The sequence below is a fragment of the Thiorhodococcus minor genome (genome assembly GCF_010820565.1).
GTDB lineage: Bacteria > Pseudomonadota > Gammaproteobacteria > Chromatiales > Chromatiaceae > Thiorhodococcus > Thiorhodococcus minor.
Genome location: NZ_JAAIJQ010000003.1, coordinates 72,975 through 87,673, shown reverse-complemented (window position 1 = coordinate 87,673; position 14,699 = coordinate 72,975). Strand labels below are relative to the sequence as shown.

The following is a 14,699-nucleotide window of genomic DNA, read 5'->3' as shown; positions in this document are numbered from 1 at the left end:
ACCTGACGCATGACTCTGGGCGTTTACTCGATCCTGCTGCGCTTACTGCTGCCGATGGCGCTGCTCCGCCTCTATGCGCGCAGCCTCAAGGCGCCTGCGTACCGGCGGCGGATCGGCGAGCGGCTGGCCTCGGGCGATGCCGCGCCGAGGGCCGACCTCTGGATCCATGCCGTCTCGGTCGGGGAGGTGCAGGCGGCCGAGCTGCTGATCCGGCGGCTGCGCGGCCGCGATCCCGCCCTGCGCGTCCTGGTGACCACGACCACGCCCACGGGCGCGGCGCGCGTCCAGGATCTCCTCGGCGATGCGGTCGCGCATCGCTATACGCCCTATGACCTGCCCGGCGTGATGCGGCGATTCCTGCATCAGGTGCGTCCTCGGCTGGTGGTCGTCGTCGAGACCGAGATCTGGCCGAGCATGCTGGCCGCCTGCGAGCGGCAGGGCATCCCCGTCGTCCTGGCCAATGCGCGCCTGTCGGCGAGATCCGCGCGCGGCTATGCGCGCGTGGGAGGTCTGACCAGGGAGACCCTACAGCGTTTCGCGCGCATCGCGGCCCAAAGCGACGCGGATGCGCAACGGCTCATCGCGCTGGGGGCGGATGCCGGGCGCGTGCAGGTCACGGGCAGCATCAAGTTCGATCTCCGCCAGCCCGCGAGTCAGCGCGAGCTGGCGGAGACCTTGCGCAGGAGCTGGGGGATTCAGCGCCCCGTCTGGGTTGCGGCCAGCACGCACGAGGGCGAGGACGCTCAATTGCTGGAGGCGCATCGGCGTCTGTTGGCGCGCCTGCCCAAGGCGCTCCTGGTCTTGGTGCCGCGTCACCCCGAGCGCTTCGATCGCGTCGCCGCCCTGGTCGAGCGGCAGGGGCTGGCCATGGCGCGGCGCAGCCGCGAGGAGCCTTGCCGTGAGGACAGGGCCGTCCTTTTGGGCGACACCATGGGCGAGCTGGCGGCCTTCTTGGCCGCCGGTGACGCTGCCTTCATCGGCGGCAGTCTGGTGCCGACTGGCGGACACAATCTCCTCGAGGCCGCGACCGCGGGCGTGCCCGTCGCCGTGGGGCCTCATACCTTCAACTTCGCCGAGATCACCGAGATGATGGTGAGGGAGGGTGCCGCGGTGCGTGTCGCGGATGCCGCCGGGCTCGCCGCGCTGATGCAGGCTTGGCTGAGCGACGCGGCCCTGCGTGCCCAGGTGGGCGAGCAGGGCCGCGCCGTGGTGGAGCGCAATCGCGGGGCGCTGGACCGCCTGGTGGCGGTGATCGACGCCGACGCGGAAGGCGACCTATTCGATTAGCGATCCTATTTGAACAGCGACCAGACGTCGCGGAACTGGGCGTCCGTGGAGTCGCCGATCCACTCGAAGCCGACGGATTCCGTGCAGACGACCTGGACGCCGCCATGGCGCATCCGGTCGAGGACATTCTGCTTGCAGGCCGGCTTGCGGGAGATGATGCCGTCGGACGGCACGAAGACCTGATAGCCCCAGCGCTGCAGGCCTGAGACCGTCTGGGAGATGCAGATGTGCGCCTCCATGCCGACGACGACGAGCTGGCGGCGGTCGGGGTGCAGCGAGATGTTGCGCTCGAAGCCAGGCGCCGTGCAGCAGGAGAAGGCCGTCTTCTCGGTCGGCTCATGCACCTTCGGCATGTTGGAGCTGATGGTGTCGATGATGGGGCCGAGTCCCTTGGAGTTGTGCTGTGTCGCGATGACTGGGATGTCCAGGATCTTCGCGGCCGAGACCAAGCGGTTGATGTTCTCGACCACCAGCTCGAGCTCGTCCAGTGGCATGGCGGCGGCGAGCCGCTCCTGGGCGTCGATGATCAGGAGCTGGGAAGATGCGCGTTGGCACAGGGGCATGTGGGCCGGATGTGTCGTCATTGGCCTGTCCTCCGAAATCGTTGTACGTCTGTGCTGCCGACGATACGGGAGCCGAAGGAGTGTGCGCTATTAGCCTTATCGAAATCAAGGATTGATAAAGCTAATAATGCGGGCTGCCTGCGCCGATTTTTTCGGCCAGGATGGCCGCCGTTGCTCGGGCTCGGGCGCGGTCGCTGCCGGCCTAGAGCTCGAAGGTTTCGGGCTCGACGACGTTGCGCAATGGCGGGACGCTGGTCTCGAGCAGGGCCTCGCGGCGAAACGCATCCTTGCTCTCGCGCGTGACGAGCACGCACTGCATGACAGGCTCGGTGCCGAGGAAGCAGCAGAGCCGGCCGCCGACGGCAAGCTGCTCCTGGAAGCGGGGTAGGTCGTCGTCGGTCGGCATGGAGCCTGTGATCGCGATGACGTTGTAGGGACCGCCGGGAATGGCACTGGCGAGCCCATCCGCCTCACGGACGTCGACCGACTTCACCTTCAGCGCAGTGAGTCGAGCAGTTGCTTCGGCTGCCAGGGCTGGGTCGATCTCGACGCTGATCACGCGCGCACCCAGGTTTCTGAGGCAGGCCGCCACATAGCCCGTGCCTGTGCCGATCTCCAGGGCCTTGTCGCCGGGCTGGACCTGCAGCGCCTGGAGCATGCGTCCGACGAGCTTCGGGGCAAGCATGCTGCTCTCCGCGCCGATCGGGATCTCGATGTCCGCGTAGGCCAGGCCGCGGTAGGCATCGGGCACGAAGGCTTCGCGCAGGAGCTCTCCCATGACATCCAAGACGCGGTCGTCGAGGACGCCCCAAGGCCGGATTTGCTGCTGAATCATGTTGAACCGCGCATGCTCAGTGCTGGTTTCCATTGTCGAAGTGTCCTCGGATCAGGCGTTTATGTTATGCGGCGGGAGAGCCTACTGAGTTTGTCTCACCAAGGCAACTCTGGGGTCGGGCGAGGTCGCTCACCCTTCTCATTCAACGACCTGGGCGTAATTCTCGCTGCGCACTCCGCTCAAGAGCGAATCCACCTCTTCGGTCGAGATGCCGAGCATCTGCAGTGCCTCGGCCCCGAGTCGCAGACTGCTCTCGATCGCCTCCGGATAGGCGCGGGTCGCCCCGGCCCGGATCAGGCTGCCGCAGGCCTCCAGATCGCGCGCGCGGGCGATGACGGGCACCTGCGGATAGGCGTTGCGGATGTGTGAGACGGCGCGCAGTGCCGTCGGTCCATGGTCGATCGTCAGGATGACGAGCGAGGCATTGCCGACTTGGGCGGCGGTCAGCAGCTCCATGTCGCCGATGTCGCCATAGTAGACCGCGCGGCCGTCGCGCACGCCGCGCTCGACATTGGTCGGATTGGTATCGAAGGCGATGAAGGGGATCTGGTTGACCTCGAGCAGGGTTGCGATGGTATGGCCGACACGGCCGTAGCCCGCGACCACCACGCGCCCCTGCGGCTGGATGCCGGTGGCCTCGTAGTCGAAGGATTCTGGGGCGTCGCGGCGTCGCTCGGCGCGGCGCGCCAGTTTGTCGCCGATGCCCACCAGGATGGGGGTCAGCAGCATGCTGACCGAGATGACGCTGACGGCGATGACGAAGGTGGACTCCCCGATCACCCCCATGGCCTTCGCGAAGCCGAAGAGCACGAAGCCGAACTCGCCGTTCTGCGCGAGCAGGAAGGCAACCCGGGTCGCCACCCCGCGCGGCAGCCCGAAGAGCAGGGCGATGAGGAAGAGCACGACCAGCTTGATGGCGAGGATGACGAGGACATGCTGGGCGAGCAGCAGGGGCTGAGCGGCAATCGCCGGCAGGTCGATCGACATGCCCACGGCCACGAAGAAGAGGCTCATGAGCAGCCCTTTGAAGGGCTCGATATGGGCCTGGATCTGAAAGCTGAAGCGGGATGTGGACAGTAGCATGCCCATCATGAAGGCCCCGAGCGCCATCGAGAGTCCGGCCTCGTGCATGGCCCAGGCGGCGAGAAAGACCGCCAGCATGACGACCAGGGCGAAGGCCTCGCGATTGTTCTGGCGCAGCAGGCGCTCCAGCGCGAAGGGGACGAGGTAGCGCCCGCAGACGATCACCAGGGCGAGCATCCCCACCAGCGTCAGGGCTTGCTGGGAGAAGGGCAGCTCGGGCGAGCCAGATCCCAGGTCCGAGAGCAAGGGGACGATGGCGAGCATGGGCACTACCGCCAGATCCTGCATGAGCAGGATGGCGAAGGCGCTGGTGCCGTGGCGGGTCGCGAGGTCGCCGCGCTCGTGCAGGAGCTGCATGACCAGGGCGGTGGAGGACAGCGCCATGGTCAGCCCGATGATGAGCGTGGCCTGCCAGGAGGCCTCGTAGAAGGAGATGTAGGCCGCGATGCCGAAGCCGCAAAGCAGGATCTGCACAGTCCCGAGCCCGAAGACCTCGCGCCTCAGCGCCCAGAGCCGCTTCGGTTGCATCTCCAGTCCGATCATGAAGAGCAGCAGAACGACGCCCAGCTCGGTGAAGCTGCGCACGTCGTCGACATGGGCGGTGACATAGGGGCCGGGCGAATGCGGTCCCACGACGATGCCGGCGACCAGCAGGCCCAGGATGGAGCCGAGCCCAAGGTGCTTGAAGAGGGCGACAGAGAGCGCCGCCGCCGTCAGCAGCACGATCGCGGAGACGATAAAACTCTGCAATTCCATGTGGGAACTCTACCAAGTTCCGGGCCTGAGCGTATGCGGCGCGCCGAGGTCGGAAACCGCCCGCGCGCGGCCGGCCCCGCGTGGGGTGCGGATCCGTCGGGGCGGCTCAGCAGCACCTCTCCCCGTATCAGGGGGGAGGCGCCGCGCGCGTAAGGAGCCCGCTTGCGGGCGAGTCGGCTAGATGCAGGTTCGCGCCATCTCGGCGAGGTCGACGCGGGCGCGCAGTCGCCTGGAGAGCATGAAGGAGCCCATGAACTTGCGGTGCAGGAACATGGTGTCCGGCGCGGGCGCGGTCGTGAACGCGCCCGAGTGGAACAGCTCGCGGCCGCTATGGTAGACGCGCTCGAAGAGATTGGACGTGCCGAAGTCGTAGTGGCCCGGGTGCTTCAGGGGCTCGGCGGCCATCTCGAGCAGATCGACCATCGCATCGACATGCTCGCTCGGGTCGTTCTCGCCGACATAGCCGAGTGCCACGCAGGCGCTCCGCATGGCGCCGCGGTCTTTGGCGAGCGCGGACTGGGCGAGCGCGCGGTACTGCTCGACGAGCTTCGCCGAGACCGGCTTGGTGGCGCCGAAATCCAGCAGCACGATGCGGCCGTTCGAGGCTTCGTAGAGATAGTTGCCGAAATTCGGGTCCGTCTGGACCAGGCCGAGCTCGAAGAGCTCGCGCAGGGTCAGGCGCATCAGCAGGGTGGCGGCGCGGTCGCGCTCGGCGCGGCGGTAGTCCGGTCCGGCCAGGTGGTCGATCGGCACGCCCTCGGCGAAGTCCATTGCAAGGATGCTCTGGGTGGTGAGATCGCGATGGACGCCGGGGATGAAAAGGGCTTCGTCGTTGCCGATGCGCTCGCGATAGGCGTCCATGGCGTCCGCCTCGGCGGCATAGTCGGCCTCGCGATGGAGCTGACGGCGGGCCTCTTCGAGGAAGGGGTCGATGTCGATGCCTTTCGGCGCCATGCCGAGCGAGCGGCCGAGAAAGGCGAGGTTGTCGATATCGCTGTCGATGCTATCGCGCACGCCGGGAAACTGGATCTTGAGGGCGAGCTTGCGCCCGTCCTTGGTCTCCGCGCGATGGACCTGGCCGATGGAGGCCGAGGCGATGGGGGTGAAGTCGAAGCGCTTGAACCCCTTGTCCCAGCCGGACCCGTATTCGCGCTCCAGCACCTGAGCCAGCTGGCTCAAGGGCATGGGCTCGGCGCGGTCGCGCAGTGAGGCCATGATCTCCGCCGCCTCCGGCGTGAAGATGTCGGAGCCGTCCATCGACATCAGCTGGCCCATCTTCATCACGGCGCCGCGCATCTTGGCCAGGCGGTCGGTGAAGCGGCGCGTGTGCTCGGGCGAGAGCTGGATGCGTGCCGGTTGGCCGCCGCCGCGCGTGCGGGCCATGTCGACCAGCCCCGTGAAGCCGATGCCGGCGGCCAGGTCGGTCGTCGCGCGTCCGAGGTGCCAAAGCCGGCTGAGTCGTTTGCTGGGGACGGCGGTGCCGCGCGCGTCGCTGGTTTGGGTCATTGGGGCTCCTTCCGGCGATTCGTCTGAATTTGTCTTGCAATGCTTGCGCCTTGCGACGCTTGTGCAAGGCGCGATGGCTGAGAAAGCTGGTGTCTGGGTTCCGAAGTGCAAGTCGGCTGGCCGGCGATCGGCGCCCGGACTCGGCCAGCCGTTGGCGTAGAAGTCGAGCTTTCCGGTCAGATATTAGTTGCGGACAGGCGGAGAATCATTGATAATACTCTGTTACTTTCGCGCCCATCATTCGGCTGGCCCTTCGGCCTTCTCCCGGGCCGCGACCTTCCTCTCGAGAGGCCCACCATGGACACCCCCGACACGAGCACCAGCTTCGACGAGCTCGGTCTTTCTCCCGCTATTGCAATGGCCGTGCGCGATCTCGGCTACGAATCCCCGACCGCCATTCAAAGCCAGTGCATTCCTCACCTGCTCGCTGGCCGCGATCTACTCGGTCAGGCGCAGACCGGCACGGGTAAGACCGCCGCCTTCGCGCTGCCGCTGCTGAGCAACATCGACCCAGATGTCCGTCGGCCCCAGCTGCTGGTGCTGACGCCGACGCGCGAGCTGGCGCTGCAGGTGGCCGAGGCCTTCCAGGGCTATGCGCGCAACCTCAAAGGCTTCAATGTCCTGCCCATCTACGGCGGGCAGGCGTACGGTCTGCAGCTCAGCCAGCTCAAGCGCAATCCGCAGGTCATCGTCGGAACGCCGGGGCGCGTGATGGACCATATCCGTCGCGGCACGCTGCAGCTCGACGGTATTCGCACCCTGGTCCTGGACGAGGCCGACGAGATGCTCAACATGGGCTTCGCGGAGGACATCGACTGGATCTTCGATCAGGCGCCGGCCGAGCGCCAGGTCGCCCTCTTCTCGGCCACCATGCCACCGGCCATTCGCCGTGTGGCTCAGGATCGTCTGGTGGATCCGGTCGAGGTCCGCATCGAGGCGGACTCCGAGACCGTCGACACCATCGACCAGCACCACTGCGTCGTCACCCGCTTCCACAAGCTCGACGTGCTGACACGGATCCTGGAGCTCGAGCCCTTCGACGGCATGCTCATCTTCGTGCGCACCAAGAACACGACGACCGAGCTATCCGACAAGCTCAAGGCGCATGGGTTCGCCGCCGAGCCGCTGAATGGCGACATGAATCAGGAGATGCGCGAGCGCACGGTGGAGCGGCTCAAGCAGGGGCAGCTGGATATCCTGGTGGCGACCGACGTCGCCGCGCGCGGCCTGGACGTCGAGCGCATCAGCCATGTGGTGAACTACGACATCCCGACCGATCCCTCGGCCTATGTCCACCGCATCGGCCGGACCGGGCGCGCTGGCCGTGCCGGGCGTGCCATTTTGCTGGTGGAGCCGCGCGAGCGCGGCCTGCTGAGGGCGATCGAGCGCATCATTCGGCGCCAGGTGCCGGCGATGGATCCGCCCTCCGCCGCGGCGCTCAGCGAGACGCGGATCGACCGCTTCACCCAGGAGGTCCTCAAGACCCTGACCGAGCAAGACCTCGACTTCTTCTATCGGCTGCTCTCGCGCATCGCCCAGGAGCAGGAGGTGGAGATGATGGACATCGCGGCGGCCTTGGCCTATCTCGGGCAGCTCGAGCGGCCGCTCGAGGTCCAGGAGGATCCGATCCGCCCCTACCGGCGCGAGCGCGACGACTCCCGCGCGGAGCGTGGCAGACGCGAGCCGCGGCGGGGGCGGGAGCGCGACGGTGATGCTGGGCGCGGGGACCGTCAGGACGAGCGCCGCGGCAATCAACGGCCGCGCCAGGGCGGCGGGGACGCCGATCTGGTCAGCTATCGCATCGAGGTCGGCCATCAGCACGGCGCGACGCCGCGCGAGATCGTCGGCGCCATTGCGAACGAGTCGGGTCTGGAAGGGCGCTACATCGGCCGCATCGACATCCAGACGGATCACTCCGTCGTCGACCTCCCCGAGGGGATGCCGCGCGAGATCTTCAAGCACCTCAAGCGCGTCTATGTTTGCGGCCAGCCGCTGCGCATCACCCTGGCCGATGAGGCCTCCGGGCGCCGCTCCTGGGGCGCGGGACGCGATGCGGGTGACGGCGGCCGCGATTCGGCAGGCCCGCGGGCCAAGCCGCCGCGCTTCAGCGAGGGTCCGCGGCGCCAAGGTGGCGAGGGCGGCTCTTCGCGACGTCCCTCCGCTGGGCGCGACGGCAAGCCCTTCAATCGAGACGCGCGTCCGCGCCGCAAGCCCAGGGACTGACTCTGCTGCCTTAGCGCCAGCTTGTCGCAAAGGCGACAAGCGTCGCGCCGTCGGGCGACATTGCGGTCTGGCTCCGTATTCAAGCGCCGTGCGCACCTGCTCCGTCGAGGCCGCGTGCGGCAAGGCCGCAGGCCCGAAGGTGCCGATTCCTTGTGTATTGGCAGGTTATTTGCTTGGCTCATTGAATCCATCGACTGCCCAGGAGTAACCGCAATGACAGTCACGCTCGAAAGCCTCGCGGGCCAATTGGCTCGCGGCGAGCTGGTCCCTTACCTCGGCCCTGGCGCACTCAGCGGGGTCACGGATGTCGCCAACGGCGAGGCCATGCCGGCCGACAGCGACAGCCTCATCATCGCCATGAACAATGGCAAGCCCATGTCGCCAAGGCTCATGTGGGAATTCCCGCGTGCCGCCATGGATGTCGAGCTCAAGCGGGGCCGGAGTGCCGTCCATCGGTTCCTGAATGCGACCTATGCGCAGCGTACCTGGACACGCTCGCCCCTACAGGATTGGATCAAGGGCATCCGCCCGCCCTACGTCATCGACATCAACCGCGATCTGCAGCTGCAGGATTCCTACGCGGATCAGCCGCATACGCTCATCCGCGGTATCGCCCGAGTGGGGGGGACCGACTATCGCTTTCGGATCCACGCCTATGATGGCGAGACCTACCGGGAGGTCGCTCAGGAAGACGTCGATCCCAGTCTGCCAATCCTCTTCAAGCCCATGGGCAGCCCCAAACCGGACGAGACCTATATCGCTTCGGATGCCGACTTCGTCGACTATCTCACGGAGCTGATGGGCGGTTTCGGCATCCCTGCCTTCGTCAAGACCCATCGCCAGGGCAAACAGTACCTCTTCCTGGGGCTGCGCTTTCTACGGGATACCGAGCGCATGGTGATGTCCGACATCATCTATGCGGCAGGCGAGCCCGCCGGCTGGGCCCTGATCCCGGAGCCCACGGAGAAGGAGCGCCGTTTCCTCGCCACCAAGGGCGTCGAGATCGTCGAGGCGGACTGGCCCGAGCTGCTGGCCGCGGCCGGGCAGGCCGATGCCGTCGCGGAGCTGATCCCCGAGACTGGCGAGGTCGGCTGCTAGGGGGCGGGGCTCCAGCGCGTCTTCCGCCTCGCGTCCCTGGCTCGGTCCAGGGGCTCCGAAATTGCGATTTCCTCTTTTCCCCGTTTTTCGGGGCTTGCTATGGTTGGAGCCAAGGGCGCGTCATCGCGCCTTAGAGTCCCGGATCGGTTCGCGCCGGGGCAGCTCACCACCATCGATGGATCGATGCGCTGAAGTCCGACCGTTCAGCGCCTGACGCGAAGCCCGCGGAGGAGCCATGGCTCTGATAGAGGATTTCGAGGAGCGCTATCTCCTTGGCGTGCCTGCCATGGATCGCAACCACCGGGAGCTCGTTGACCTCGTCAACCGCATGGCCGAGGCGAGCAGTGCCGCCTTTGCCTATCTCTTCAACGAGATGGTCCAGCACACCCACGCCCATTTCGCCGCGGAAGAGGTGATGATGCGCGAGACGGGCTTCAGCGCGACCGAGGAGCACCGCACCGAGCATCGCCGAGTGCTCGGAGAGATGGATTGGTTCGGCTCTCGCCTGCAGAAGGGGCATGTCGCCTTGGCGAGGTCCTATGTCGTGGAGCAGCTTCCTAGCTGGTTCGCGCAGCACGCGGTCACCATGGACAGCGCCCTGGCGGCGCATGTCACCGCCAATGCGGGCCGTAGCTCCGGCTAAGACGCCTTCCAGCGATCACTCCCCCGTGCATCACGGGCGGCCGCACTGATGTGTGGTCGCCTGGGGCGTCCGGTGCCAAACGCCTCGCCCCAGTAGGAGCCCGCTTGCGGGCGACTTCGCCGTTTTCGAGCCGCTCCCTAGAGCCTCTGCACAATGGGTGGGCGATTTCCAAGGTCTGGGGGAAGCTCGCGCCTCTGGGCCAGCCCCTAGACATGGCCAGTGACCCCGCGAGCTAGTGCCGAAGATCTTCGTTCTGGGTGAGAGGCGCGGCGCTCACCAAGGCGATCGCCTGGCTCTGGCAGGCCTGGGTGGTCTCCTTTTCGAGCGTGCGCAGCCAGCGTCTCGGAAGTCCCTCAGCTCCATACAAAGGCCCCGCGATCATGCCCAGAATGGCGCCCGTGGTGTCCGCATCCCCGCCACGATTGACCACGTCGATCATGGCCGCCTCGAAGCTGTCGGTTGCGATCAGGGCCTGAAAGACGGCACGCAGCGTCTCGACGATGTAGCCGCCGGGGTTTTCCATGGGCTTGCGATCGTAGCGGTAGCTCGGGTGGCTGCTGACCAGCTCCTCGGTCAGCGCCCGCAGATCGTCGCGTGTCCCGCCGAGGATGGCCATCTGCACCATGCGGATGACGGTGAGGGTGCCGGCGTCGGCGAGGGTGTTGTGGTGGGTGACGTGGGACTGTACCCGGTTGGCCGCGGCGATCTGCTCCAGATCCGCGCCCAGGGTGTAGAGGGCGATGGGCAGGGCGCGCATGCAGGCGCCGTTGCCGGCGTCGTACTGGTTCTCTGGGACCTGGGTCTCGCCGGTGCGGCGGTAGAGGCTGACGCCTCGGCGCACGGTGTGGCCGATGTCGACCGGCTTGGTGCGCATCCAGTCGCTGAAGGACTCGGCGATGTCTCGGGCGTCGACGCGGCCCATGCGCAGGATGGACTGTCCGAGCGCCAGGCTCATCTCGGTATCGTCGGTGACGCGGCCCTTGCGCAGACGCAGCCAGCCGCCGCCGATGAGGTCGCGGTGCTCGCCGTACTGGTCGCGAATCTCGCGTGGGGTCAGGAACTCGACCGTGGCGCCAAGGGCGTCGCCGATCGCAAGGCCCAGATAGGCCGCAACGGCGCGGCCGATGACGGCTTGTTTGGTGATTCCCTGTGTCAGCTCGCTACTCTTCGGGGCTGAAGCAGACATGGTAGTCGGCGCAGACTTCGCAGGAGGGGGCGCGGCAGACGTAGACGCCCTCGGACTCGCACAGCTGCTTGTAGAGGAAACGTTTCCACTTCATGTCCTTGTCGTTGCGGTACGCCAGCGCGGGGAAGTTGCGGCGCATCAGCTCGGTCAGCTCCTTGCGGTTCCAGAGGCCGAGGTCGTGCCAGAGGTGGTCGCTCGCCATGCAGCCGGCCGCGACCACTTGCGCCATCCAGGCCTCGGAGGGCGATCGGCTGGCGCGGTTGGACAGCATCAGCTGGAGCAGCTCCTCGCGCTCGTCCAGCCGGTTGGCGGTCACTGGGGATTGGCCGTCCATCGCCGACAGCACATCCGGGGAGACGCCGGGAAAGTGGTGTGCCATGAGCTGGTGGAAGTCGGTGACCTCCAGTCCGAGCCAGGCGGGGAGCGCGCCGCCGCCGGCGGCGCGCGAGGCGATCATGCTCGCGAAAGCGCGATCATTGCCATCCCCGGCCGCGCGGACCATCAACCGGGCATAGATTCGATCGGAGTCCAGTGTCAGGTCACGGGCCAGGGTGGACATGATCAGTACTCCACGAGGATGTCTTCGTCGCGAACGATCATCTGGCAGGCCAGACGCCACTCGCTGGGCATGTCATCGACCGCAAGCTGGTCGATCTGATCCTTGGTCAGCTTGCCGAGGTGACGGAGCACGGTCTGCTCCTTCTCGGTCAGGTGGTAGCCCATGCGCGCCTTGTTGTCGACGCTGGTGACGCGCACCAGGCAGTTGCCGCACTCGCCGTCCTGGCAGTCGTGGTGCACGGGGATCTTGTGCTCTTTGGCGAGCTTGAGCAGCGTCTCCGTGTGGCTGCCGGCCACGGCGTAGACGGTCTTGTCTTTGTACTCGGGGTTCGAAAAGGTTACGAGAGCCACGTTGCTTCTCCAATCATCAAGCAGGTTTGACTTTGCAGTCGCCGAGGATCTGGGCCTGGCAGGCGAGACGGTCGTGGCGGCTTGCCATGTTCTCGCGCAGGACCTTTTCCTCGAGCACGGACGGCTCGGTCAGGTTGTTCCAGCCTTCTTCGACATGCGTCATGCAGGTGCCGCAGTCGCCCTCGCGGCAGCCGTAGATGATGCCGGCGCCGATTTTCTCGGAGACCTCGATGATCCGCGTGCCGGCCGGGACGTTGACGGTCTGGTCGATGTCCGAAAAGGTGATCTTGGCCTTGGCCATGGTTGAAAACTCCTAGGTTCTAAAGGTTGAGGTTAAGCACTCGAGCTTGGTCGATCTGTCGTTAACCCAGTTCGGCAAAGTCGATGACCCTGCCCTTCTCCCCACTGGCGATGGCGCTCGCGATGTCGCGTCCGAAGGCGCGGCATTCGTCGAGCTCCTCATCGGTCGGGATGAGCTTGACGCGAAGTCCGGCGACCGGGACCCGCATCTTCAGACCGCGCATGCGGTCCTCGATCATGCGCACGGCCTCCCCGGTCCAGCCGTATGAGCCGAAGGCGGCCCCGAGCTTGCCCTTGAGATCGATCACGGCGAGCGACGAGAGCAGATCCCAGATCGGCTTCACGGCGTCCCCGTTGATGGTGGGCGAGCCAAGGGCCAGTGCGTCCGCCGATTCGATCAGGTCGACGAAGGGCTGTGTCTCGCCGCCCTCGAGGTCGTAGAGCGAGACACGCAGCCCGGGCTGCTCCTCGGCACCGGCGCAGATGGCCTCGGCCATGCGCGCGGTACTGCCATAGGCGCTCATGTAAAAGATGATGAGCGAGCGCTCTTCGTTGCCGATCTTGTCCGCGAAGCTCGCGGTGGACAGCTCGCGGTAACGGGTGATGTAGCGGCGCGGACGGTCGCGCAGGATGGGCCCGTGCGTGGGTGCGATGGTCTTGAGCGGGAGCGGCTCGATCAGCTTGAGCGCGTCCATGACGTGCGTCTTGAAGGGCCGCATGATGTGCGCGTAGTAGTAGTCGAAGGCGAAGCGGAAGTCGCCGCAGCGGTCGTTCAGCAGCCGGGTGTCGCAGTAGTGGCAGCCGAAGACGTCGCCGGAAAAGAGCACGCCCTCTTCCACCAGATAGGTGCACTGGGTGTCCGGCCAGTGCAGAAAGGGCGTATGCAGGAAGCGCAGGGTGCGGTCGCCGAGCGAGACCTCGTCGCCCGTGCCGACGGTCTCGAACGCCAGCGGTCCCTTGTCCTCCTTGGGCTTGAGCAGCGCCTTGAGCATGGCGGTGGCGCGCGTCGAGATATACAGCTTGGCCTGGGGCGCGCGGCGCATCAGCTCGGGCAGGGCGCCCGTATGGTCCGGCTCCAGGTGATTGAGGACGATGATGCGGATCTCGTCGTAGCGCGCGACCGATTCGATGCGCGCGAAGAAGTCGTCCGCGAACTCGGCCTTGACGGTGTCGATGATGGCGACGCCATCTGTGCCCCGGACCATGTAGGAGTTGTAGGTCGTCCCGTTGGCCGTGCGCAGGATGATGTCGAAGGTGCGCAGCGTGGGATCGAGCGCGCCGATCCAGTGCACGCCTGGGGCGATCTCGACCGACTCGCCAGGCTTGGCGATGGCTCGAGCGGCGGGCTCTGCTTGGAGGGGCATCATCGCGCCGTCGCCTCCGCGGTCGGCAGGTCGCAGTGCGGGTCCGGGCCGGTCTGGGAGCAGGACTGCAGGTCTTGGCTCGCGTCCAGGTCGACGCCAAGCGCGGTCAATAGGGGGCCTGGCTCGAAGCCGCAGCCACGGCCGCAGTCGGCCTCGATCAAGGGGCGGCGGATCAACAGCGGGTCGTCGACCATGAGGGCGAGCGCGGTCGGCTCGTCCAGCGCCTCCGGCCTGACCTCGCCTTGCTTGACGCGCGGCGCCGTCGGGTTGACCCAGTCACGCACCGGTCGCGCGCCTAAGAAGGGGCGCAGACGCTCTGCGGTCCAGGGCTCCGCGAGCAGGTTCTTCACGCTCAGCTCGATCCCGTGCGCGCGCAGAATCGCTTTCTGCTTGGCATTCGAGATACAGCCGGGCTTTTCGTAGAAGACGACCGAGGTTGTCACGCTGCTAGGCTCCGGAATGTTCTTGAACCGCAAAGGCGCAAAGAGCGCCAAGAGTTTCAGCGGGTGAGGCCGAGGCGGATCCTGGTACGGCGGCTGAACGGATGCAGTGCCCACAAAGCCGCATGTCTTCGTGTCCTTCGCGCCTTTGCGGTTCGATGTTCTTCAGCGGGCCTGGATCTCGGCCCGGGCGGCCGCGAGGCGCTCGGGCGGGATGCCGGTCAGCGAGCCGGGCGGATTCACGGGCACGCCGAGCCCGTCCAAGATGACCCCTTCGATGGGGCAGATGCTCGCGCACTGCGCGTCGGCGTACTCGCCTTCGCACTCGGTGCACTTCTTGGCGTCGATCATGAAATGCGGCTTGGCCTCGAAGATGGCCTGACTCGGGCAGAGCGGCTCGCAGGCCCAACAGTTGACGCAGCCTTCGACGATCTTGAATGCCATTGAATTCGTCCCCTTGATCCGAAACTCGGAAATTTGCACCCCGCCTTAGGGTGGACAAGCGC

The 14,699-nt window shown here is 66.5% G+C and carries 15 protein-coding genes; 4 read left to right on the top strand and 11 right to left on the bottom strand.

Annotated features, from left to right (window positions below):
* Positions 1-9 precede the first annotated feature (9 nt).
* On the top strand, positions 10-1,287 hold the full coding sequence (waaA, locus tag G3446_RS01755; RefSeq protein WP_164450677.1) for a lipid IV(A) 3-deoxy-D-manno-octulosonic acid transferase: 1,278 nt from the start codon (positions 10-12) through the stop codon (positions 1,285-1,287).
* Positions 1,288-1,292: 5 nt separating this feature from the next.
* On the opposite strand, the gene G3446_RS01750 is transcribed toward waaA, so the two are convergent.
* From G3446_RS01750 to G3446_RS01735, 4 genes are all read right to left on the bottom strand, one after another.
* Positions 1,293-1,871, bottom strand: coding sequence for an isochorismatase family protein (locus tag G3446_RS01750; RefSeq protein ID WP_164450676.1), 579 nt, complete (start codon positions 1,869-1,871; stop codon positions 1,293-1,295).
* A 181-nt stretch (positions 1,872-2,052) separates the two neighbouring features.
* Positions 2,053-2,718, bottom strand: a complete 666-nt coding sequence (locus G3446_RS01745) for a protein-L-isoaspartate O-methyltransferase family protein (protein ID WP_164450675.1) — start codon at positions 2,716-2,718, stop codon at positions 2,053-2,055.
* A 105-nt stretch (positions 2,719-2,823) separates the two neighbouring features.
* The gene (locus G3446_RS01740; protein WP_164450674.1) at positions 2,824-4,524 is read right to left on the bottom strand and encodes a cation:proton antiporter domain-containing protein; all 1,701 of its coding nucleotides are present in this window, start codon (positions 4,522-4,524) and stop codon (positions 2,824-2,826) included.
* A gap of 177 nt (positions 4,525-4,701) precedes the next feature.
* The gene (locus G3446_RS01735) at positions 4,702-6,030 is read right to left on the bottom strand and encodes an ABC1 kinase family protein (protein WP_164450673.1); all 1,329 of its coding nucleotides are present in this window, start codon (positions 6,028-6,030) and stop codon (positions 4,702-4,704) included.
* A gap of 297 nt (positions 6,031-6,327) precedes the next feature.
* On the opposite strand from G3446_RS01735, the gene G3446_RS01730 reads away from it, so the two are divergent.
* From G3446_RS01730 to G3446_RS01720, 3 genes are all read left to right on the top strand, one after another.
* Positions 6,328-8,253 carry a DEAD/DEAH box helicase gene (locus G3446_RS01730; protein WP_164450672.1) on the top strand — a complete coding sequence of 642 codons (1,926 nt, stop codon included), beginning with the start codon at positions 6,328-6,330 and terminating at the stop codon, positions 8,251-8,253.
* Between the two features lie 213 nt (positions 8,254-8,466).
* Positions 8,467-9,351, top strand: a complete 885-nt coding sequence (locus tag G3446_RS01725; RefSeq protein ID WP_164450671.1) for an SIR2 family protein — start codon at positions 8,467-8,469, stop codon at positions 9,349-9,351.
* A gap of 235 nt (positions 9,352-9,586) precedes the next feature.
* A complete protein-coding gene (locus G3446_RS01720) occupies positions 9,587-9,994 on the top strand; it encodes a bacteriohemerythrin (RefSeq protein WP_164450670.1) in 408 nt (135 codons plus the stop codon).
* Positions 9,995-10,226: 232 nt separating this feature from the next.
* Here the strand turns inward: G3446_RS01720 and draG are convergent, their stop codons facing one another.
* The 7 genes from draG to G3446_RS01685 all read right to left on the bottom strand — a co-directional run bounded on the left by draG (position 10,227) and on the right by G3446_RS01685 (position 14,637).
* Entirely contained in the window at positions 10,227-11,180 is a 954-nt protein-coding gene (gene draG, locus G3446_RS01715; protein WP_164450669.1) for an ADP-ribosyl-[dinitrogen reductase] hydrolase, read from the bottom strand.
* Positions 11,155-11,739, bottom strand: coding sequence for a nitrogen fixation protein NifQ (locus G3446_RS01710; RefSeq protein WP_164450668.1), 585 nt, complete (start codon positions 11,737-11,739; stop codon positions 11,155-11,157). Before G3446_RS01710 ends, draG begins: the two co-directional genes overlap by 26 nt.
* A gap of 2 nt (positions 11,740-11,741) precedes the next feature.
* Entirely contained in the window at positions 11,742-12,089 is a 348-nt protein-coding gene (locus G3446_RS01705; protein ID WP_164450667.1) for a 2Fe-2S iron-sulfur cluster-binding protein, read from the bottom strand.
* Between the two features lie 16 nt (positions 12,090-12,105).
* On the bottom strand, positions 12,106-12,390 hold the full coding sequence (locus G3446_RS01700) for a 2Fe-2S iron-sulfur cluster-binding protein (protein WP_164450666.1): 285 nt from the start codon (positions 12,388-12,390) through the stop codon (positions 12,106-12,108).
* Between the two features lie 61 nt (positions 12,391-12,451).
* On the bottom strand, positions 12,452-13,753 hold the full coding sequence (locus G3446_RS01695) for an FprA family A-type flavoprotein (RefSeq protein WP_164450720.1): 1,302 nt from the start codon (positions 13,751-13,753) through the stop codon (positions 12,452-12,454).
* Complete coding sequence (locus tag G3446_RS01690; RefSeq protein WP_164450665.1) at positions 13,753-14,196, bottom strand: ArsC/Spx/MgsR family protein; 444 nt, start codon at positions 14,194-14,196, stop codon at positions 13,753-13,755. Before G3446_RS01690 ends, G3446_RS01695 begins: the two co-directional genes overlap by 1 nt.
* Positions 14,197-14,358: 162 nt before the next feature.
* Positions 14,359-14,637: a 4Fe-4S dicluster domain-containing protein gene (locus G3446_RS01685; RefSeq protein ID WP_164450664.1), complete on the bottom strand. Its 279-nt coding sequence runs from the start codon at positions 14,635-14,637 to the stop codon at positions 14,359-14,361.
* Between the last annotated feature and the right edge of the window lie 62 nt (positions 14,638-14,699).